The following is a 19,098-nucleotide window of genomic DNA, read 5'->3' as shown; positions in this document are numbered from 1 at the left end:
TGGGTCTATCAAAAATCGACGTTCACGCCCAGCTGCCAGGTACGGCCAGGCATCGTCGCCAGCGCTTTATCGTTGGCATCCTGGTTGGTCGATGTCTCGATATTGCGGCTGCTCAGGTAATCCCAGTATTTACGATCGGTAATGTTGTAAACCCCGCCGTTCAGGCGCACGTTCTTCGCCACCTGCCAGTAAGCGGTCCAGTCGAGCATACCGTAGCCGGGCACGCGCATATATTCACTCGTGGAGTCGGTGATTGCCGAGCCGGTGTTGGTATAGCTTTCGCGGTTGGTGGTGCTGGCGCGTTTGCCCTTCACAAAGGTCGCGGTCAGCGCGGTACCGTAGACTTTTGCCGGGTCGTCCCAGGCGACGCCGACGATCGCCTTCATTGGCGCGACGCTATCGAGGTCGACGTACTTGTCGCCGTTATAGCTGGACTTCGATTTCCCTTCGCTGTAGCCGTAGGCGAGGGTGGCGCTCAGGCCGTTAACCTCTTCAAACCAGGTGCCAAAGTTAAATTTGGCGCTGATTTCGCCGCCGTAGATATAGGCCTTATCGCGGTTTTCCGCCTGATAAATGGTATAGATATTCGACGGTACGTTGGTGAAGCGATCCGGGTTGCCGGAGCGCGTGTAGCGGCTGTAGGCGATAAAGTTTTTATAGCTGTTGTAGAACAGGGCGGTGCGCATGGTGATGCCTTCCGTCACTTCGCCCTTCATCCCCCACTCGAAGTTATCGCTGGTTTCGGTTTTCAGATCGGTATTGCCGATCAGCGCGTACTGCGCCCGTCCGGCATAGCTGGAACCGAGGTTCCACGAGCCGTACAGCTGGCTGGCGTTCGGGAACTGCGCCCCGCGCTGGTACTGCAGGTAGGTCATCAGGCGCGGAGTCATATCGTACTGCAGGGCCAGCGACGGCAGCGCCTGGGTGTCGGAGTTCTTACCGTACAGCGTCGAGACGGCGGAGCCGGTCAGCACGCTGCTGTTGGTGGTCAGGTCTGAGAGGTTCTCCGGCTTGGTCGACTGATGCACGACGCGAATGCCCGGGATCACGGCGAAGTTATGGCTGTCGAGATCGAAGTTAATCTTATCCTGCACGAAGCCGGCGATGATGTAGCCGCGGCTATCCGCTTCCGGCTGCATGATCGCGGTGTAGACGCTCGGCACCGGCGACTGGCTGAACGGACGCTGGGTTTTGGTGGTGCTGGCGTTGAGGCCGCCGCTCAGGTCGTGACGGCCCACGGATTTGGCCAGCGCGGTCTGGAACCCCCAGGTGTCGGTGTCAAAGTTCGAGTTCACGGTCTCCATGGAGAGGGCGGTGCTATCCGGCATATAGGTCCAGTCGTGGGCCTCGGTATGCTGGTAATAGACCTTAGTCGACACGCTATCGATATAGTCGTTCATCGGCGTCCAGTCATCTTTCAGGCTCAGCCCCCAGCGGCGCGTCTGGCTGGTCTGGTTGGCGGTGCCGATAACGCTGTTGCCGCTGGAGTCCCAGGCGTCGTAGTGCGTATGGTTGGTTTTATGGTAGTAATCAAAGGTGCCGGTCAGCTTATGCTCGTCATTGGGCTGCCAGATCCCGGAGGTCATAAAGGCGTCGGAGTGCCAGTTGGCCGGATACGAATCGACGGTTCCGCTGTTATTTTCCGTTTCCTGGCCGTCGCGACGGCTGTAGACGAAGATCCCGCGCAGGGTCTCGTCGCCGCCGGCGATGGTGACGCCGTTGTGCCAGCTGCGGTCGGCAGAGTCGTAGCCGCTGCGGTAGCCGAAGGCGCTGGTTTTACCCGGATGCAGATAGTCGTCGGCAGATTTCGGGCGGAAAGAGACGTTACCGCCGATGGAGCTGTTGGCCGTTTCGCTGGAGGTGGCGCCGGACTGAATATTGATGCTGCCGTACATGTACGGGTCAATGTAGTCGCGGCCAATACCGAAGGTGTTGAGGCCCGATCGGCTAACGTAGCTGCGTCCGGTAGCGTTTGGCTGAGCGATGCCGTCAACGTCGATCCCGACGCGGTTGCTCTCCATGCCGCGAATGTTGTAGCCGGTGTAGCCGCCGCGGTCGAAGCCGCTTTTACCGTTGCCCGAACCGCCGCTGGCACCGGTGGCGCCAATCAGCGGCTCATAGCGCATGATGGAGCCAAAATCTTTGGCGCCTTTGTCCTGCAGATCCTGAGCGCTAATGGTGTGTTCGCTGCCGGCTTTCAGCACGGGGGCGGGTGCGGTCACGGTCATCAGCTCCGAGCTATCGTCGGATAATGCATCGCTGGTGAGGTTTTTATTGGTGCTGTCAGCCGCCCCGGCGGAGGTCTGATAAATTGCTGCGAGCAAAGAAGTCACCAGCAGGCTTTTCTTAAACCATGCCGTTGATTGAGTGGATTTGTACATAGTAGCCACGCCTTGATAATTATTAGTATCGGCTCACGCGTTACTTCCAGATTTGTCGATTCACCCCGTTCTTTCCCTGCGCTGGCGAATGCATTCCCTGTGCTTTTGCGAATACTAATGATAATTATTACCATTTGCAACTAATTCATTATATCTCCACATTTTATTCATAAAGTTGATTACAATTCGGCTTAACGATTAACGAACCTGATCATTCAGGTGGAAATTATTGAGGATAAAAATGACTAAGCGCGCCATTACCATCACCTACTGCTCCCAGTGTAACTGGATGCTGCGCGCCAGCTGGATGGCGCAGGAGCTGCTGCACACCTTCAGCACCGACATCGGCTCGGTCACGCTGGTGCCGGGAACCGGGGGAATATTCACCATCACCGTCGACGATGTGCAAATCTGGGATCGCAAGCAGGATGAGGGCTTCCCCGACGCGGCGGAGCTCAAGCGCCGGGTACGCGACGTCTGCTTCCCGGAAAAACCGCTCGGACACCTGGATAAACCGGCCTAATCCTCAGGGAGTAACCGGCTGCGCCGCGCCGCCTGAAGGTGTATTATACGTGCATCTTTATTGCCGGGGAGTGGCTATGGCGGGGAAACGTATCGATCGCGAAAAAGAGACCATCAGCAGGATGATTTCGCTCTATCAGCGCCGCTGCCCCGATGCCACGGCCGACGCGGGGCACTATCAGGCGCTCAACGGCTATGCCGATAAGCGGCTGGATAAATGCGTGTTCGGTGAAGAGAAGCCGGCCTGCAAGCAGTGCCCGGTGCACTGCTACCAGCCGGCGAAACGCGAAGAGATGAAGCAGATTATGCGCTGGGCGGGGCCGCGAATGCTCTGGCGCCACCCGATATTAACCATCCGTCATCTGATTGATGACCGCCGCCCGGTCCCCGAGCTGCCGGAAAAATACCGGCCTAAAAAATAGCCGGCACCTTTCCGGGCGCTAGCCGCGGCCCGACGCCTCAGCGGAATCGGCCTGCGTCCGGCTGTCGCGGATCGACGTATAAACGAACGTCACGATGAACAGCACGGTGAACAGTACCACGATGGTCGGCGCCGGGGCGCTATCGAGATAGAACGACAGCCAGACGCCCCCCAGCGAACAGCTCACCGCAAGCGCCACCGCCAGCAGCAGCGCGCTGATAAAGCGCCGCGTCAGCAGCAGCGCGATGGCGCCCGGGGCGATCAGCAGCGAAATCGACAGAATAATCCCCACCGCTTTCAGCGTCGCGACGATCGTCAGCGCAATCATGCATAGCAGCCCGTAGTGCAGCAGCCCGCAGCGTAAACCGCTGGCCTTAGCCTGATGCGGGTCGAAGGCGTGCAGCAGAAAATCGCGCCACTTCAGCCCAATAATCAGCGCAATAGCCAGGGCGATCGTCGACGTTTGCGCGATATCGCTGGCGGAGATGCCCAGCATATCGCCGAACAGAATATGGTCGAGATGCACCTCGGACTGAATGGCGACGTACAGCACCAGCCCGGCGCCAAACATGCCGGAAAAGACGATCCCCATAATCGTATCGCGCTTGATGCGGCTATTGTCATCAAGATAGCCGGTGGCGATAGCGCAGAACAGCCCGGCAATAAAGGCGCCGATGGCGAAGGGAATGCCGACGATATACGCCACCACCACCCCGGGAAATACCGCGTGGCTCATGGCGTCACCCATCAGCGCCCAGCCTTTCAGCACCAAAAACACCGACAGCAGGGCGCAGGGAACGGCAACGATCGCCGCCACCAGCATGGCGTTGATCATAAAAGAGAACTGGAAGGGTTCGAGCAGAGCGGTCAGCATGAGGCCTCCCTGGCGCGACGGCGGCTGGCAAGCAGGCCGTGCTTTGGCGCGAAGACGAATGCCACCAAAAACAGCAGCGTTTGGGCCACCACGATGATGCCGCCGGTGGCGCCGTCCAGATAGTAGCTCAGCCAGGCACCGAAAAAGCTGGTCAGGCTGCCGATGGCGACGGCGATCGCCAGCAGGCGCGGAAAGCGGTCGGTGAGCAGCCAGGCGGTGGCGCCGGGGGTGACCACCAGGCAAATCACCAGAAACGCGCCCACGGTCTGCAGCGCCGCTACGGTACAGGCCGCCAGCAGGGTGAAGAACAGCAGCTTGAGTCCGGTGGTGTTGAGGCCGATGGAGCGGGCGTGGCTTTCATCGAAAAAGGTGACCATCAGATCTTTCCACTTCAGCAGCAGGATGATTATCGAAATAAAGCCAATCGCCGCCAGCTGGATAATATCCTCCGGGGCAATCGCCAGAATATTGCCCAGGATGATGGTCTGAATATTGACCGAGGTCGGGTTGAGCGACACCATAAACAGCCCGATACCGAAGAAGGAGGAGAAAATCAGCCCGATAATCGCATCCTCCTTGAGCTTTGAGCGCTGGTTGAGAAACAGCATGCTGCCCGCCGCCAGCCCGCCGGAGAGAAAGGCGCCCAGCGCAAAGGGCAGGCCGAGCATATAGGCGCCCGCCACGCCGGGGACGATCGAGTGGGAGAGGGCATCGCCAATCAGCGACCAGCCTTTAAGCATCAGGTAGCACGAGAGAAATGCGCACACGCCGCCGACCAGGGCGGAGACCCACATCGCGTTCAGCATATACTGATAGCCAAACGGCTCCATCAGCCAGCTCATCCTTCGCCTCCCGTAGCCCGACGGCTGATAAACGGCCGCTCATCGTCGGTAATGATGCGATCCTCGCCGCCTTTGAGCACCACGTGGCGCAGCACGCCGCTAAAGGCAAGCTCCAGATTCTCGGCGGTAAAGGTGGTTTCGGTTGGGCCGCTCGCGAGGACGGTGCCTTTGACCATCACGGTGTAGTCGCAAAATTCGCTGACCGAACCGAGGTTGTGGGTTGAGACCAGCATGGTGCAGCCCTCATCGCGCAGCTCCCGCAGCAGGGCGATGATCCGCGCTTCGGTCTGCACGTCAACGCCGGTAAAGGGTTCATCCAGCAGGATCACTTTGCCCTGCTGGGCGATGGCTCTGGCAAGGAACACGCGCTTCTTCTGCCCGCCGGAGAGTTCGCCGATCTGCCGATGGCGGTATTCGCTCATGCCTACGCGCGCCAGCGCCGCGTCAACGATCTCGTGGTCGCGAGGCTTTGCCCGCCGCAGCCAGCCCATATGGCCGTAGCGGCCCATCATCACCACGTCTTCCACCAGCACCGGGAACGACCAGTCGACCTCCTCGGACTGCGGGACGTAGGCCACAAGGTTTTGCCGCAGCGCCTGGTTGACCGGCCGGCCGAGGATCGCAATCTCGCCGCGCGCCAGGCGCACGAAGCCCATCAGCGCCTTAAACAGGGTCGATTTCCCCGAGCCGTTGACGCCGACCAGCGCGGCAATTGAACCCTGCGGGACGCTGAAGGAGGCATCCCGCAGCGCGGTATGGCCGTTGCGGTAGGTGACGCTGACCCTGTCGATGACCAGCCCGGCCGTCGCTGTACTCATGACTGTTTCCTCAGGCCGTCGTTGATGCCCTGGACGATGGTTTGCGTGGTCACCCGCAGCAGATCGAGATAGGTCGGCACCGGGCCATCGGCGGTGCTCAGGGAGTCAACGTAGAGCACGCCGCCGTAGTGGGCGCCCGCTTCACGTGCGACCTGGCGCGCCGGTTTATCGGAGATGGTGCTTTCGCTGAAGATGGTCGGGATATGCTCTTTTTTCATGGTGTCGATGGTTTTACGCACCTGCTGCGGCGTGCCCTGCTGGTCGGCGTTAATCGGCCAGAGGTAGCGCTCCTGCAGGCCGTTATCGCGGGCGAGGTAGGAGAATGCGCCTTCGCTGGTGACCAGCCAGCGCTTATCCTCCGGCAGCTTCGCCAGCTGCGCTTTCAGCGGCGCCATGGTCTGGCGGATTTTTTCCTTGTAGGTCTCGGCGTTGCGGCGATAGATGTCGGCGTTGTCCGGATCGTATTTCGCCAGCGCGTCGCGGATGTTATCGACGTAGATTAGGGCGTTGTCCGCCGACATCCACGCGTGCGGGTTGGGCTTGCCGTTATAGGGGCCATCGCTGATGCCCATCGGCTGAATCCCGTTGCTGACCACCACTTCCGGCACGCCGTTTAAATGCTGGTAGAAGCGGGCGAACCACAGCTCTAGGTTCAGACCGTTGGCGAGAATGAGCTGTGCCCCCTGGGCGCGCTTGATATCGCCCGGCGTCGGCTGATACTCATGGATCTCGGCCCCCGGTTTGGTAATTGAGCTCACCTCGGCGGCATCGCCGGCCACGTTCTGCGCCATATCGGCGATCACCGTAAAGGTGGTGATAACCTTAAATTTCTCTTTCGCCTGCGCGGGGGCGACGGCGAGGATCGCCAAAGTGGCGGCAAACATCAGGTGTTTCAGCGGTGGCAGGTGCAGCATAGGATCCCTCACAACGTTGCGGTCAATTAATCATCATTTATAGCCTGTGCTATGTTGTATAGCACAGGCTATTGATAAATGAAAATGATTATTATTTAGATGGCGGGCGAATAATGAGCGTGGGAACGATAGCGCGGCGCAGCAGATGAGGGGCGCAGGGAAAAAGAGAAACAACAAGAGAAAGAGAAAAGAAAGAAAAAGAACAAGAAAAAGAAAAAGAAAAGAGAAGCAGGGAAAGCCGGGAGCGAGTCCGGCCACCGTGAGCGGCCGGGGGAGAACGTCAGGAGATATCGGCTACCGACTGGCGCGGGATCAGGCGGCCCGCCAGCGTGCGGCCCTCGGCGCTAAACGCCGGGCGTTCGTCAATCAGGCTGCGGATCCGCTGAATACAGCTCTCCATCAGCTGCTCAAGCGGCCATGAGATACAGGTCAGCGGCGGATTGAGCAGCGAAGCGAGCGGGGAGTCCTCGAGGCTGAGCAGCGACACCTCCTGCGGCACGGCGACGTTAAACTCGCGCAGCAGGCGCATGGCTTCCGCCGCGTAGCGATCGCGCTTGACGATAATGACCGAATACTTGCTGAAGCTGTTAATCAGCGTCAGCAGCGCCTGCTCAACGTCATCGTTAGCCGCCAGCATCAGCTGACGGTTAAAGGGAATGGAGTAGTTTTGCAGCACGTTCCGGTAGCCTTCGAGCATTTGGCGGCTGGCGTCATCGTCGGCGTTATCGGTCAACAGCGCGATATTGCGATGGCCCTTGCCGATGACGTAGCGGCAGGCGCTTTCGGTGGCAAAGGCGTAGTCGTAGCCTTGGTTGTTGATCCCCGCCACGCTGAAGCGGTCGAAGGAGATAACGTTGCGCGGGGCGTCCGGCGAGACCGCGCCGAGCACCACCACCGCCACGCACTGGCGCTGAAGGTCGTCCACCGCCGCTGCCTGTTCCACCCCGTCGGTGACGTACTGCACCAGCAGATTTTTGTTTAATCCCTTGAGGGCCTGCGACAGCTGGGGAAGCAGTCGCGCTCCGCTGCTCTCGTCGCGCGTCGGGATAACCAGGGCAACGTGATTTGATGTCTGACTGGCGAGGTTTTGCGCGGCAAAGCTCGGGCGATAGTTGAGCTCTTCAACGGCTCGCAGCACGGCTTCCCGGCTCTCCTCGCGAACGCCACGGGTGCCGGTCAGCACGCGAGAAACCGTCGCTCTGGAGACATTCGCTAATCTTGAAACATCATCAATGGTTGGCATGGTCTTTTCTGTCTGGATATTTTCGCCTAGCTTAGCATACCTGCTGAAAAAAGTGTCTATCGCCACCGGCCTTCAGCGCCCGCCAGAACAGGGAGCCAGGCCGCGCCGCGCACGCCGCTGGCGTCGCCGAAGCGGGCCTGTTTGATCGCGGTATGGCAGCTATCGGAGAACAGATAGGGCACGATGGCGGGGGGCAGATCGCGGTAAATTTGCCCGACGTTGGACAGGCCACCGCCCAGCACGATCGTCTGCGGATCGAGGATGTTAATCACCGAGGCCAGGCTGCGGGCAAAGGCGTCGATAAAGTGCCGCCAGTGGGCGAGCGCCTGCGGATCGCCATTTTGCGCGGCCTCAACTATCGCTTCCGCCTGCGCCTGCTCGCCGTATCGCCGGGCAAATCCGCTGCCGGAGATAAAGCTCTCAATGCAGTTTTGCTTCCCGCAGTAGCAGGCCTGAGCGGGGCCATCCCGCTGCGGCGTATAGCCCGGCAGCGGGTTGTGGCCCCACTCGCCGGCGATCGCGTTGGGCCCGCTTAGCAGCTGCTGATTGACGGCAATGCCGCCTCCGCAGCCGGTACCGATAATCACCCCAAAGACCGTCGTTGCGCCTGCGCCCGCGCCGTCTACCGCTTCGGAAAGGGTGAAGCAGTCGGCGTCGTTGGCGATCCACACCGGCTGGCCGAGCCGCTGCATCAGATCGCTGCGCAGATCGTGGCCGTTCAGCACCAGGCAGTTGCAGTTTTTGATCAAGCCGCTCTGCGGGTCGATAGCGCCGGGCAGGCCGACCCCAATCGAAAACGGGCGCTCGCTCCAGTCGCGCACGGTCTCGATCAGGCCGAGCAGCTGGTGGATGAACGCCTCGTAGCTCTCTTTATGCGTTGGGCGGCGCTGGCGATAGACGCACTCGCCCTGGGGGGTGAGCAGAACGGCTTCCATTTTGGTGCCGCCGATATCTAAACCAAGATGTAGCATAGTTGCCTCAATACGGGATGGCGCGTAGGTTGCCCGCAGCCCCGGCGCAGCGCGACCGGAGCTTCAGGCTAATGGCGCCGGGTAAACGCTACGCGTGCAGCGGCCGCGAGCGATAAACGGCGATCAGTTCGGCGATCAGCTCTTTCGCCAGAATTGAGGTCATCAGATGGTCCTGGGCGTGAACCATGACCAGCGTCATTTTGGTTTTGCCTTCGCCCTCGTCGGCCTCAATCAGCTGGGTCTGAACCAGATGCGCTTCGCGGGAAAAATGGGTCGCTTCTTTCATCTTTGCATCGGCAGCGTCAAAATCACCCTCTTTGGCGCAGCTCAGCGCTTCGTAGCACAGGCTGCGCGACTGGCCGGCATTGATAATAATGCCCATGACCTGTTCTTCTAATTCCATAACTTACCCCTGAATAATCTAAATTATGCGGATTGCGTCGCGGCCTGCGACCCGGTTTCGGCGTTATGGCTTTCCTGGCTCAGCAGCTGCTTTTCATAAGCGCGCAGGAACGGCAGGTACATCACCATCGCGGTTCCCATACAGATCAGGCACATGATCACCGGGCTAAAGCTCCAGTTTGCCGCCCAGGAGGCGCCAATAGGGGCCGGAGTGGTCCACGGCGTCATTGAGACCACGCGGCTCACCAGATCCAGCTTCAGCGCAAACCAGGCGAGGGTGGCGTTAATCATCGGAACCAGCACGAACGGCAGGAAGAACAGCGGGTTCATGATGATCGGCGCGCCGAACAGAATCGGTTCGTTGATGTTAAATACGCCCGGCACCACGCCCATTCGGCCAATGGTTCGCAGATGAACGGCCTTGCTGCGCAGCAGCATCAGCGCCAGCGGCAGGGTCGATCCCACGCCGCCGATCAGCAGATAGTGATCCCAGAAGCCCTGCACGTAGATATGCGGAATGGCGGTGCCTGCGGCCATTGCCGCCTGGTTGATCGACAGGTTCGCCATCCAGAACGGGTTCATAATTCCGGTGACGATCAGCGCGCCGTGGATCCCGGCGAACCACAGGACCTGGCATACCAGCACCGAGATCAGGATCGCCGGCAGAGTATCGGAGGCCGCGACCAGCGGTTTCACCAGCGACATGATCGCTTCCGGAATGATCATCCCCAGCTGCGCTTCGATAAACAGGTTGAGCGGGTGGAGGGTCAGCACCACTGCCAGCACCGGGATAAGGATTTCAAACGAACGCGCAACGCCCGCTGGCACCTCTGGCGGCAGGCGAATGGTTACGTTGTGGCGCTTGAGGAAGGCGTACAGCTCGGTAGAGTAAATGGCCACCAGAATAGCGGTGAAGATCCCCTGGCCGGAGAAATAGGCGGTGGAGATCTGCCCGTCTTTCAGCGGCGCGGCGACCAGCAGGAATGACATCAGCGACAGCATGCCGGCGGTCAACGAGTCCAGATTATGGTGCTTCGCCAGGCTTGCCGCGATGCCGACGGCAATAAACAGCGTCATGACCCCCATGCTGAAGTTAAACGGCAGCATCAGCGCTTCACGATGATCGAGGGAGAACTGCAGCCAGGCGCGGGCAAAGCCCCAGCTGGTGTCCGGGGAAAACGGCGGAAAGATAAAGACCAGCAGGAAGGAGCCGACGATCATAAAGGGCAGGGCGGTAATAAAGCCGTCGCGAATCGAGGTGACGTACTTTTGCTGGCCGATGGCGCCGGCCATCGGGGTAATTTTTTGCTCGATCACGGCGATCAGTTTGGCGTACAGAGAGCTCATCTTCTTTCCCTTAATGCTTGTTATCGATCAGAGCGAGCGCGAAATCGAGCACCGCACCGCCTTTCTGCATGCCGTAATCCATCATGTTGATGGGCTCCACGAGGATCCCGTAGCGGTCGGCCTGTTTTTGCAGATCCTTTTGCATGTATTTAACCTGCGGGCCCAGCAGCACGACCTGGTAGTGCGCAACCTGCTCGGCGAACTCCGCCACGCCGAAGGCCCTGATCTCAACCGCCAGGCCTCGCTTCTCCGCTTCGTCGATCATTTTCTTCATCAGCAGGCTGGTGGACATCCCCGCAGAACAACACAACATTATCTTTTTCATATACGGCTCCCGATGGGTTAGATGTCCGGACTATAGTCATCGGGATACAAAACGGAAAGCGCTTTCCGTTTGTGGATTTATTAATTGTGACAACGATCACCTATGGCAGGCTTTTACTTTATGTGGTTGTGCGCCATCATCGCGGCGTAAATACAAATCTCAAAAGGTAGCACTATGAACTTTCAGTTGATGAATGTTGCCGTCGACATCATCGAGCAGCGGCTGGCGCCGCTGGCCAACGTTCTGACGCGCAATAACCACATTACGGCGATGCGCGATAGCTTCGCGCTGGCCATGCCGTTTGTGATTGTTGGTAGTTTGCTGGTACCCATTTTGTTTCCGCCCGTTTCCATTAACGGCGCATCGGCGTTTGGCCAGTTTTACCTGCAGCTGCGGCCGATCTTGCTGCCGACGTTTGAGCTGACCATTGGCCTGGTGGCGCTGATCGTGGCCTTCGGCGCCAGCGCCAGCCTTGCCAAGCAGTATCGCCTGCCGGAGCGGCTGTGCGGCCTGACCGGCTGCCTGGCCTTCCTGCTGTTTATCGGCTTTCGCGATAACGGCGCGACCAATATCTTCCTCGGCGGGATGGGGATATTCACTGCGCTTATTTCAAGCGTCTATTCAATTGAAATAATTCGTTTTTTCTACAGGAAGGGCTGGTGCATCCGGCTGCCGGAAGAGGTCCCGCTGATGACCCGCAACGGTTTTCAGCTACTGATACCGCTGCTGGTGGTGATGCTCTCCATTAGCGTCATCAACGCCGTCCTGCTGCAGACCTGCGGGAGAATATTACCGGAGCTTATCAGCGAAGCGGTGCGGCCGCTGGTTATCGCATCCGATACCCTGACGGCGGTACTTATCTCTTTATTTATCTGTAACTTGCTTTGGTTTGTCGGCATTCACGGCGCTCTGATTATTACCGGCATCATGAATCCCTTCTGGATGACCTATCTCTTTGAAAACCAGCAGGCCCTGGCCTCAGGCGCCGCGACGCTGCCGCATATCTATCTCCAGGGATTCTGGGATTTCTACCTGCTGATTGGCGGTATTGGCTCCACCCTGCCGCTGGTCTTTATGGCGATGCGCAGCCGCTCCCGGCAGCTGAAAAGCGTGGGAAAAATCGGCCTGCTGCCGTCCCTGTTTAACATCAATGAGCCGATACTGTTCGGCTTTCCGATCATTATGAACCCGGTATTCCTGCTGCCGTTTATTTTCGTGCCGCTGATAAATGCCTGTATCGCATGGTATTTAACGCACCTTGGCATCCTCGATCGCGCGGTGGCGATGCTACCTTGGTCGATGCCGTCGCCGCTCGGCGCGGCGTGGTCGGCGAATGGCAGCTGGAAAAATCTGTGCATGAGCCTGTTCGCCATTTTCAACTCGTGGATGCTGTACCGCCCCTTCTTCAAGGTCTACGAGCGCCAGCTCGCCGACGCCGAACGCTAGCCCGTTCCCGCAATGAAACCAGCCCGCGAATGCGGGCTTTTTTATGTCGGAGCTATTTATGTGACGAGAGTCACGAATTCTTGCTGGTTATAATCAATTTTGTGAACTAATCCGGCAATTACGGAAAGCGCTTTCCGTTTGTGGATGTACATTTCCGTTTTTGATCCGTAAATTTCCTGACGTTCCAGACCCTGTTAATAAAAAAATAACGAACGAAGGAAAAAAATAATGATAAGGCTTAACTCATCAATACCTCTGTCTTTGCTCGCTTTGGCGGTAATGAGCGACTGCGCCAGCGCCGATCCGCAATATGATTTTGCGCTGCACGGCTATATCCGATCCGGCATTCTTGCCAACTCTGACGGCAACCGCGCCGACTCCGTCGGCCTGATGCCGGACGGGAAATGGCGCCTCGGCAACGAAGAGGACACCAAGATCGAGCTGATCCCCACCGTAACGCTGAAGTCTGACTCCGGCGCGGTGGCGCGGATCCAGGCCAATATTACCCACCAGTCGAAATGCACCTCTGACTGGAACTGTCAGGATGACGACGGTCACGATGTGCAGTTCCGTGAAGGCTTTGCCGAGCTGTCGAATCTCGATTTCGCGCCGGAGATGACCTTCTGGGGCGGTAAGCGCTACAGCAGCTCCAACACCTCCAGCCACCAGTTCGACTGGGAGTACATTCAATACAACGGCACCGGCGGCGGCTTCGATAACATGGATCTGGGCTTCGCCCGCTTCGATGCCGGGGTCTACGCCTTCTCCCCAACCGATGAAACCAAAGCCTACCCGGTCGATAAGGGCGATCAGGGCTACCCGGACGACTACTCCCTCAACCTGTGGTTTAAAAAGATTGCCGGCACCGGCCTCGACCTGGAGCTTATCGGCCACCATATGAACCGCAATGAGAACCACCCGACGGCGGCCGAAAAAGGCTACGGCATTACCGGCGTCTATAACTTCGATGGTTTCTACGGCCTGACCGGCGGCTACTCGCGGGTGGTCTTCCAGTACGGACGCGGCCTGGCAGCGGGCGATTCGCTGGGGAAAAACGGCTGGGGATGGGCCAACCTTGAAGATACCCAGTCCTGGCGCGTGGTGCTGGATAACCTTGCCTCGATGGGGGACTGGGAGGTTTCTACCTTTGCCTACTACCAGAAGGATAAGAACTACCGGTGGTGGACTGACGATGCGAACGGCTGGGGCCGCTCAAGCTGGGTCGCCGGGATCCGCCCGTATCAGCAAATTACCAAAAACTTCGCCATGCAGTACGAGCTGGGCTACGAATATCTCGATGATAGCAACTACAAAGGGGTTGATGGCAAAGGAAAAGGCGGCCTGACCAAAGTCACTATCGCCCCGACGTTAACCTTTGATTCCGGCTACTGGACCCGACCGCAGCTGCGCTTTTTTGTCACCTACGCGAAGTGGGATAAAGGCGTCTCCGACGCCCTCGACGGTAACTATGACTGGAGCACCAATACCATTTCTGCCGGTGGCTATTCGCGCAGCGGTGACACCGACACGCTGAATTTTGGCGTCCAGGCCGAAGTGTGGTTCTAAGGAGCGAAACGATGATTTATCCCGTGAAAAAGGTTGTGCTGATAGCGCTGCTGTCGGCCCTGGGAAGCGCTGGGGTCATGGCGGCAGAACGCTCACACTTCGAGAACTTTATTACCCGCGATGGCGCGATGCTGAAGGATGGCGACAAGGTTTTCCGCTTTGCCGGAATTCATACGCCGGAGCTACACCGCATTGAGGACGATGCGCGCGGCCCGTGCCGGGCCGATACCCGCGGCTGGGGGCAGTATTTCAGATGGCCGACCGCCGACGAGCAGGAAAACTGGATCAGGGCGATGGTGCAGACCGGCGCGAAAGCGCAGCGCGTGTACGTCCTCTCCGTTCAGCAGGCGTTTGATAAGGCCTGCGGGCGCGAAACGCATATCCTGGCGCCGGCAACCGCGGACGGCATGCCGCGCCTGAACGAAAAGGCGATGCGGGTTTACGACAATATGATTGCCGAAGCGGACAAGCAGGGGCTGCGCCTGATCCTGCCTTTTATCGATCACTGGTGGTGGTGGGGCGGCCGCGAGCAGCTGGCGGCGTTTTATCATGAAAAGCCAGCAGACTTTTATCGCACCGACAGTCAAACCTACCGGGCCTATCTCGACGTGATCCGTCAGGTGATCACGCGGACCAACAGCGTGACCGGCCGTGCCTACTACGACGAAAAGGCCATTATGGCATGGGAAACCGGTAACGAACTGGAGAATACCAACGCGGCGTTCCTGCAGCAGACCGCCGCGTGGATCAAAAAATGGGCGCCGCATCAGCTGGTGGTTGACGGTACCTATAAGAAAATCAACGACTTTGCTCTAAACGATCCCAACGTCGATATCGTCAGCAACCATTACTACACCAACGCCGAGAACAACCATCCTGAGCAGGTGAAGAAGGACCTGCGGTCGGCCGGCGGCAAAAAAGCGTACATGGTCGGCGAGTTCGGCCTGCTGGATGCGCAGCAGCTCAACGCCATTATGCAGTCGATCGTCCACAGCGAGGTCGACGGCGCGCGTGCGGCGGGCGGGCTGATCTGGGGCTTCCGCGGCCATCGTCACGACGGCGGCTTCTACTGGCACAAAGAGTCAACCGGCCACTACAGCTACCATCTGCCTGGCTTCCCGGTGGAAGGAAAATCCAACCAGGAGATGGAGGTGGTGAACCTGGTGCGTACCGCCTCGGCGCAGATGGCCGGGCAGGAGAGCGCGCCGCCGCTGCCGAAGCCGGACGCGCCGAAGCTGCGGGAGACGGACTCACCCTTTGCCATCAACTGGATGGGGGCGGCGGTGGGACGCGCCTATGACGTGGAGCGCGCCGGGTCGGCACAAGGACCCTGGAAAGTGGTGGGGAGCGATATTTCCGACGGCGTGAACGAGTGGGATCCGTTAACCATGAATCTGTTCCGCGATAGCTATCGCACTTTGCAGCTGGGTCATACCTACTTTTATCGGGTGGTGGCTAAAAATGAGAGCGGGACCTCGGCCCCCTCCAACGTGATTAGCGTTAAGCACACTCAGGAGAATCAGCCGCCGGTGGTGGATCTGCCCGAGGCCTTAACCACCACCCAGGACCGGGGGCTGCTGCTTGCCGCCAGCTGGCGCGATGACGCCCTTCCGGACGATAGCGTCAAGGTCAGCTGGAGCAGCGGCGGCAACGAGCAGGCCCATTTCTGCGCCAGCGATAGAGCGGAAACCCGCGTCTGGTTCAGCGGCCCCGGCGAGTACGCCCTGACCCTGACCGCCGACGACGGCCTGCTTAAAAGCCGTAAAACCGTCAGGGTAACGGTAGCGCAAGCCGCGGGCAAAGCGCCCGCCGACTACTGCCGTTTTACGGGCGAAATCTTTGACGTCAGCCGGGGCAAGATTGCGGCGGCCAACAGCGAGAAAGATGCGCTGACGACCGGCGCCGACGGCTTCCTCGGGCCCTTTGCCAACGATGGCGACAGGGTGAGCTGGCAGGTGGCGGCGCCGTGGAGCGGCAAGTATCAGCTGCGGGTGACCTTTAACGGCAAATGGGGCGGTAAGAAAAACTCGTTTATCGTTAACGGCGGCACGCCGATAGCGGTCGAATTCCCGGCAACCGATGAGCAGGGCCAGCAGCTGCAGGTGCCGGTGGAGCTGAAAGCCGGCGACAACCGCATCGACTTTGGCAAATTTGCCGGCGACTGGGGATATATGTTTATCAAATCGATCGAAGTGATTGCAGAGTAGTACCTATTGGCTGCGCCCGTTGCGCGCAGCCTTTTTTAACTTACAGGAGGCGTTATGACCCGGTATCAGTTTCCGGACGGTTTTTTTTGGGGCGCGGCGGCATCCGGCCCGCAAACGGAAGGCGTAACCGACAAACCGCATCGTTCCATCTGGGACAGCTGGTTTGCCGCTCAGCCGGAGCGTTTTTATCAGCAGGTGGGCCCGCAGGTCGTCTGCGATACCTACCGCCAGTATCCGCAGGACGTGGCGTTGATGAAGCAGACCGGCTTCAACTCCTTTCGCACCTCGATTCAGTGGTCGCGGCTGATCGCCGATTTTGAAACCGGCGCCCCCGACGCGGCGGCGGTGCGTTTCTATAACGACTATCTTGATGAGATGATCGAGAGCGGTATCGAACCGATGATCAACCTCTACCACTTCGATATGCCGGAAGCGCTACAGAAGCAGTACGGCGGTTTTGAATCGGCCCACGTCGCCGAGCTTTTCGCCCGCTTTGCCCGCACCGCGTTCGAGCTGTTCGGCCATAAGGTGAAGTACTGGATAACCTTCAACGAGCCGATTGTCCCGGTGGAGGGCGGCTATCTGTACGATTTCCACTATCCGTGTAAAAAGGACGGCAGGCTGGCGGCGCAGGTGGCGTTTAACATCATGCTGGCCCACGCGAAGGCGGTGGGCGCGTTCCGCGAGCTGGCGCTTGAGAGTCAGATCGGCGTGGTGCTGAACCTGACCCCCTCCTATCCCCGCAGCGATAGCGCGGAGGATAAAAAAGCCGCCTGGTATGCGGATCTGTTCTTTAACCGCAGCTTCCTCGATCCGCTGGTTAAGCACCAGTTTCCGAAGGAGCTGTGCGAAATTCTTGCCGTACACGGCTGCCTGCCGGAAATCGCAAAAGGGGATGCCGAGCTGATAACCTCCTCGCGTATCGATTTCCTCGGCGTCAACTATTACGTCCCTCGCCGGGTCAAGGCGCGTGAGAGCGACTACACGCTGGACTATTTTACCCCCGAGTTTTACTTCGAAAACTACGTTAATCCGCAGGGGCGCTTTAATCCCTACCGCGACAATAACGAAATTCTGCCGCAGGCGATTTACGATATTGCCCTTAATATCCGCGACAACTACCGCAATATCCCGTGGTATCTCGCTGAAATCGGCATTGCTATGGATCTGCAGTCCGAAGGGGAGCCGGGGGAGGACGGGGTGATTGATGACGCGTTTCGTATCAACCTGATGGAGGAGCATCTGGTTGAGCTGCATCGGGCTATCGCCGACGGCGCCAGCTGCTTTGGCGTGCATCAATGGACCTTTATCGATAACTGGTCGTGGATTAACGCCTTCAAGCGGCGCTACGGTTTCTGGCGGCTCAATCTGCAAACCGGCGAGCGGCAGATCAAGCGCAACGCGCTGTGGTTTGCCGAGCTGGCCGCCGGTAACGGATTTACGGTCGAAAAATAGCCCTGCGCACGGGCCCCGGATTGCGGCAACGCCCTCTCCGGGGTGTGCTCAGAAAGGGGTTACTTTTTTACCGCCGGCAGCGAGGCTATCCAGTTCATCGCCAGCTGCGGCCATTCGGCGGCGGGCAGTCCCCGGGCCCCGCGAATCCCGAAGCCGTGCTTGCCTTCGGCAAACAGATGCAGCTCCGTCGGCACCCGCTGGGCGCGCAGCGCGTTAAACATCACCAGCGAGTTATCTACCGGCACCGACGGGTCGTCCACCGCGTGCAGGATAAAGGTCGGCGGCGTCTCCGGGGTGACGTTCTGCTCCGGCGAATAGCGGCGCAGCCGTTCTGCCGTCGGTTCCTCGCCAATCAGCGCCCGGCGCGAGCCGGGATGGGCAATTGCGGGATCCATGGCGATCACCGGATAGCCGAGCACCACGAAGTCCGGGCGCGCGCTCTGCCCGTCGATAGCATCCACGGCGGTATATACCTGCTCGTTATAGCGGGTCTCCAGGCTGGCCGCGACGTGACCGCCGGCGGAAAAGCCCATGACGCCAATTTTGTGCGGGTCGATATGCCAGTCGGCGGCGCGCGCCCTCAGGAGACGCAGCGCGCGCTGGGCGTCGGCCAGCGGCGCGTCGCTGCCCTCTGCGTGGCCATCTGCCGGCATCCGATAGGTCATCACAAACAGGGTGTAGCCCTCGGCGTTAAAAACGGGGGCGAGGTCGCTGCCCTCTTTATCCAGTACCACCCGCTGATAGGAGCCGCCGGGGGTGACCAGCAGCGCAATGCCGTTGGGTTTTTCCGCAGCATAGACGGTAATTTCCGGCGCCCGAATGCCCGTGACGGCGCGGTCGGGCAGCGCCGGGTCCTTGCTGCGATCGACGAGGGCGTAGCGGGCAGGGCTGTTTTTGGCGCCGGGGGCTTCGCCATCGGGCCAAACCGTCAGCGTCGGCAGCGCGGCCAGCGCCGTCTGAGAAGATAAAAGCAGCGCGACGGCCGCCGTCAGGGGTAAACGCGTCATGAGCATCTCCGGTATGGAAAATGCTTATTTATCATTGATTAGCGGCGGTTAACGCGAGTTGCTTCACAGAACGCCGTTTCATTTAAAGTGAAATGAAACGGCGTTTCTGGTCTGACTCAGGCGCGGGTGGCGATCGGAAGCGCCGAGGCCTTGATCAGCGCAATGGCCTCTTTGCCTGCGACCAGGCCCAGCGCCTCCCTGCTGCTGTGGATGACAATAGCCACCAGCTTTGCGCCGCCCGCGAGGGTTAACTCAACCTCATCGGTCACTTGCGCCCGTGGCTACCGCGCTCACCGTGGCGGTGAGCTGATTACGCGCTGATACCGCCATAGAATCTCCTGGGCAGCGGGTTGCGTG

The 19,098-nt window shown here is 59.3% G+C and carries 17 protein-coding genes and 1 pseudogene; 6 read left to right on the top strand and 12 right to left on the bottom strand.

All coding sequences use genetic code 11. From position 1 onward, the window contains the following. Positions 1-8 precede the first annotated feature (8 nt). A complete protein-coding gene (locus RTE01_RS11575; RefSeq protein ID WP_123552086.1) occupies positions 9-2,381 on the bottom strand; it encodes a TonB-dependent receptor domain-containing protein in 2,373 nt (790 codons plus the stop codon). Between the two features lie 241 nt (positions 2,382-2,622). Here RTE01_RS11575 and RTE01_RS11570 point away from each other — a divergent pair, with 241 nt between their 5' ends. Beyond that, a complete protein-coding gene (locus tag RTE01_RS11570; RefSeq protein ID WP_041146923.1) occupies positions 2,623-2,904 on the top strand; it encodes an Rdx family protein in 282 nt (93 codons plus the stop codon). Between the two features lie 76 nt (positions 2,905-2,980). Beyond that, on the top strand, positions 2,981-3,325 hold the full coding sequence (locus RTE01_RS11565; RefSeq protein WP_123552087.1) for a nitrous oxide-stimulated promoter family protein: 345 nt from the start codon (positions 2,981-2,983) through the stop codon (positions 3,323-3,325). Positions 3,326-3,343: 18 nt separating this feature from the next. On the opposite strand, the gene sitD is transcribed toward RTE01_RS11565, so the two are convergent. The 9 genes from sitD to RTE01_RS11520 form a co-directional block, all read right to left on the bottom strand. Then, entirely contained in the window at positions 3,344-4,198 is an 855-nt protein-coding gene (gene sitD, locus RTE01_RS11560; RefSeq protein ID WP_134527415.1) for an iron/manganese ABC transporter permease subunit SitD, read from the bottom strand. After that, positions 4,192-5,040, bottom strand: a complete 849-nt coding sequence (gene sitC, locus RTE01_RS11555; protein WP_041146920.1) for an iron/manganese ABC transporter permease subunit SitC — start codon at positions 5,038-5,040, stop codon at positions 4,192-4,194. The genes sitD and sitC overlap by 7 nt, the downstream gene beginning before the upstream one ends. After that, positions 5,037-5,858 (bottom strand): manganese/iron ABC transporter ATP-binding protein, encoded by an 822-nt coding sequence (locus tag RTE01_RS11550; protein WP_134527412.1) that lies wholly within the window; start codon positions 5,856-5,858, stop codon positions 5,037-5,039. The genes sitC and RTE01_RS11550 overlap by 4 nt, the downstream gene beginning before the upstream one ends. Continuing rightward, a complete protein-coding gene (locus RTE01_RS11545) occupies positions 5,855-6,772 on the bottom strand; it encodes a metal ABC transporter substrate-binding protein (protein ID WP_134527409.1) in 918 nt (305 codons plus the stop codon). Before RTE01_RS11545 ends, RTE01_RS11550 begins: the two co-directional genes overlap by 4 nt. Positions 6,773-7,052: 280 nt before the next feature. Continuing rightward, positions 7,053-8,015 (bottom strand): LacI family DNA-binding transcriptional regulator, encoded by a 963-nt coding sequence (locus RTE01_RS11540; RefSeq protein ID WP_134527406.1) that lies wholly within the window; start codon positions 8,013-8,015, stop codon positions 7,053-7,055. A 56-nt stretch (positions 8,016-8,071) separates the two neighbouring features. Beyond that, positions 8,072-8,986, bottom strand: a complete 915-nt coding sequence (locus RTE01_RS11535; protein ID WP_115192043.1) for an ROK family protein — start codon at positions 8,984-8,986, stop codon at positions 8,072-8,074. An 88-nt stretch (positions 8,987-9,074) separates the two neighbouring features. Then, positions 9,075-9,389, bottom strand: a complete 315-nt coding sequence (locus RTE01_RS11530) for a PTS lactose/cellobiose transporter subunit IIA (protein WP_134527403.1) — start codon at positions 9,387-9,389, stop codon at positions 9,075-9,077. A gap of 23 nt (positions 9,390-9,412) precedes the next feature. Beyond that, positions 9,413-10,735 carry a PTS sugar transporter subunit IIC gene (locus RTE01_RS11525; protein ID WP_115192044.1) on the bottom strand — a complete coding sequence of 441 codons (1,323 nt, stop codon included), beginning with the start codon at positions 10,733-10,735 and terminating at the stop codon, positions 9,413-9,415. A 10-nt stretch (positions 10,736-10,745) separates the two neighbouring features. Beyond that, positions 10,746-11,060: a PTS sugar transporter subunit IIB gene (locus RTE01_RS11520; protein ID WP_041146913.1), complete on the bottom strand. Its 315-nt coding sequence runs from the start codon at positions 11,058-11,060 to the stop codon at positions 10,746-10,748. A gap of 174 nt (positions 11,061-11,234) precedes the next feature. Here RTE01_RS11520 and RTE01_RS11515 point away from each other — a divergent pair, with 174 nt between their 5' ends. The 4 genes from RTE01_RS11515 to RTE01_RS11500 all read left to right on the top strand — a co-directional run bounded on the left by RTE01_RS11515 (position 11,235) and on the right by RTE01_RS11500 (position 17,734). Next, positions 11,235-12,506, top strand: coding sequence for a PTS sugar transporter subunit IIC (locus RTE01_RS11515; RefSeq protein WP_134527400.1), 1,272 nt, complete (start codon positions 11,235-11,237; stop codon positions 12,504-12,506). Between the two features lie 228 nt (positions 12,507-12,734). Then, positions 12,735-14,072, top strand: a complete 1,338-nt coding sequence (locus RTE01_RS11510) for a maltoporin (RefSeq protein WP_041146911.1) — start codon at positions 12,735-12,737, stop codon at positions 14,070-14,072. 11 nt (positions 14,073-14,083) lie between these two features. Then, positions 14,084-16,279, top strand: coding sequence for a CBM35 domain-containing protein (locus RTE01_RS11505; protein ID WP_134527397.1), 2,196 nt, complete (start codon positions 14,084-14,086; stop codon positions 16,277-16,279). Positions 16,280-16,333: 54 nt separating this feature from the next. Then, a complete protein-coding gene (locus tag RTE01_RS11500) occupies positions 16,334-17,734 on the top strand; it encodes a glycoside hydrolase family 1 protein (RefSeq protein WP_141335032.1) in 1,401 nt (466 codons plus the stop codon). A 59-nt stretch (positions 17,735-17,793) separates the two neighbouring features. Here the strand turns inward: RTE01_RS11500 and RTE01_RS11495 are convergent, their stop codons facing one another. Both RTE01_RS11495 and RTE01_RS11490 read right to left on the bottom strand, forming a co-directional pair. Then, the gene (locus tag RTE01_RS11495; RefSeq protein ID WP_041146908.1) at positions 17,794-18,741 is read right to left on the bottom strand and encodes an alpha/beta hydrolase; all 948 of its coding nucleotides are present in this window, start codon (positions 18,739-18,741) and stop codon (positions 17,794-17,796) included. Between the two features lie 125 nt (positions 18,742-18,866). Next, positions 18,867-19,071, bottom strand: a pseudogene (locus RTE01_RS11490) (TOBE domain-containing protein); the annotation flags it as partial. Positions 19,072-19,098: the final 27 nt, after the last annotated feature.

Source organism: Klebsiella terrigena (assembly GCF_006539725.1).
Classification (GTDB): domain Bacteria; phylum Pseudomonadota; class Gammaproteobacteria; order Enterobacterales; family Enterobacteriaceae; genus Klebsiella; species Klebsiella terrigena.
The sequence above is the reverse complement of the archived record's forward strand: the minus strand, read 5'-3'. Positions and strand labels throughout refer to the sequence as shown.

Coding starts and splice junctions, on each gene's coding strand:
- RTE01_RS11575 (WP_123552086.1), bottom strand. CDS start 2,381: ATGTACAAATCCACTCAATCAACGGCATGGTTTAAGAAAAGCCTGCTG.
- RTE01_RS11570 (WP_041146923.1), top strand. CDS start 2,623: ATGACTAAGCGCGCCATTACCATCACCTACTGCTCCCAGTGTAACTGG.
- RTE01_RS11565 (WP_123552087.1), top strand. CDS start 2,981: ATGGCGGGGAAACGTATCGATCGCGAAAAAGAGACCATCAGCAGGATG.
- sitD (WP_134527415.1), bottom strand. CDS start 4,198: ATGCTGACCGCTCTGCTCGAACCCTTCCAGTTCTCTTTTATGATCAAC.
- sitC (WP_041146920.1), bottom strand. CDS start 5,040: ATGAGCTGGCTGATGGAGCCGTTTGGCTATCAGTATATGCTGAACGCG.
- RTE01_RS11550 (WP_134527412.1), bottom strand. CDS start 5,858: ATGAGTACAGCGACGGCCGGGCTGGTCATCGACAGGGTCAGCGTCACC.
- RTE01_RS11545 (WP_134527409.1), bottom strand. CDS start 6,772: ATGCTGCACCTGCCACCGCTGAAACACCTGATGTTTGCCGCCACTTTG.
- RTE01_RS11540 (WP_134527406.1), bottom strand. CDS start 8,015: ATGCCAACCATTGATGATGTTTCAAGATTAGCGAATGTCTCCAGAGCG.
- RTE01_RS11535 (WP_115192043.1), bottom strand. CDS start 8,986: ATGCTACATCTTGGTTTAGATATCGGCGGCACCAAAATGGAAGCCGTT.
- RTE01_RS11530 (WP_134527403.1), bottom strand. CDS start 9,389: ATGGAATTAGAAGAACAGGTCATGGGCATTATTATCAATGCCGGCCAG.
- RTE01_RS11525 (WP_115192044.1), bottom strand. CDS start 10,735: ATGAGCTCTCTGTACGCCAAACTGATCGCCGTGATCGAGCAAAAAATT.
- RTE01_RS11520 (WP_041146913.1), bottom strand. CDS start 11,060: ATGAAAAAGATAATGTTGTGTTGTTCTGCGGGGATGTCCACCAGCCTG.
- RTE01_RS11515 (WP_134527400.1), top strand. CDS start 11,235: ATGAACTTTCAGTTGATGAATGTTGCCGTCGACATCATCGAGCAGCGG.
- RTE01_RS11510 (WP_041146911.1), top strand. CDS start 12,735: ATGATAAGGCTTAACTCATCAATACCTCTGTCTTTGCTCGCTTTGGCG.
- RTE01_RS11505 (WP_134527397.1), top strand. CDS start 14,084: ATGATTTATCCCGTGAAAAAGGTTGTGCTGATAGCGCTGCTGTCGGCC.
- RTE01_RS11500 (WP_141335032.1), top strand. CDS start 16,334: ATGACCCGGTATCAGTTTCCGGACGGTTTTTTTTGGGGCGCGGCGGCA.
- RTE01_RS11495 (WP_041146908.1), bottom strand. CDS start 18,741: ATGACGCGTTTACCCCTGACGGCGGCCGTCGCGCTGCTTTTATCTTCT.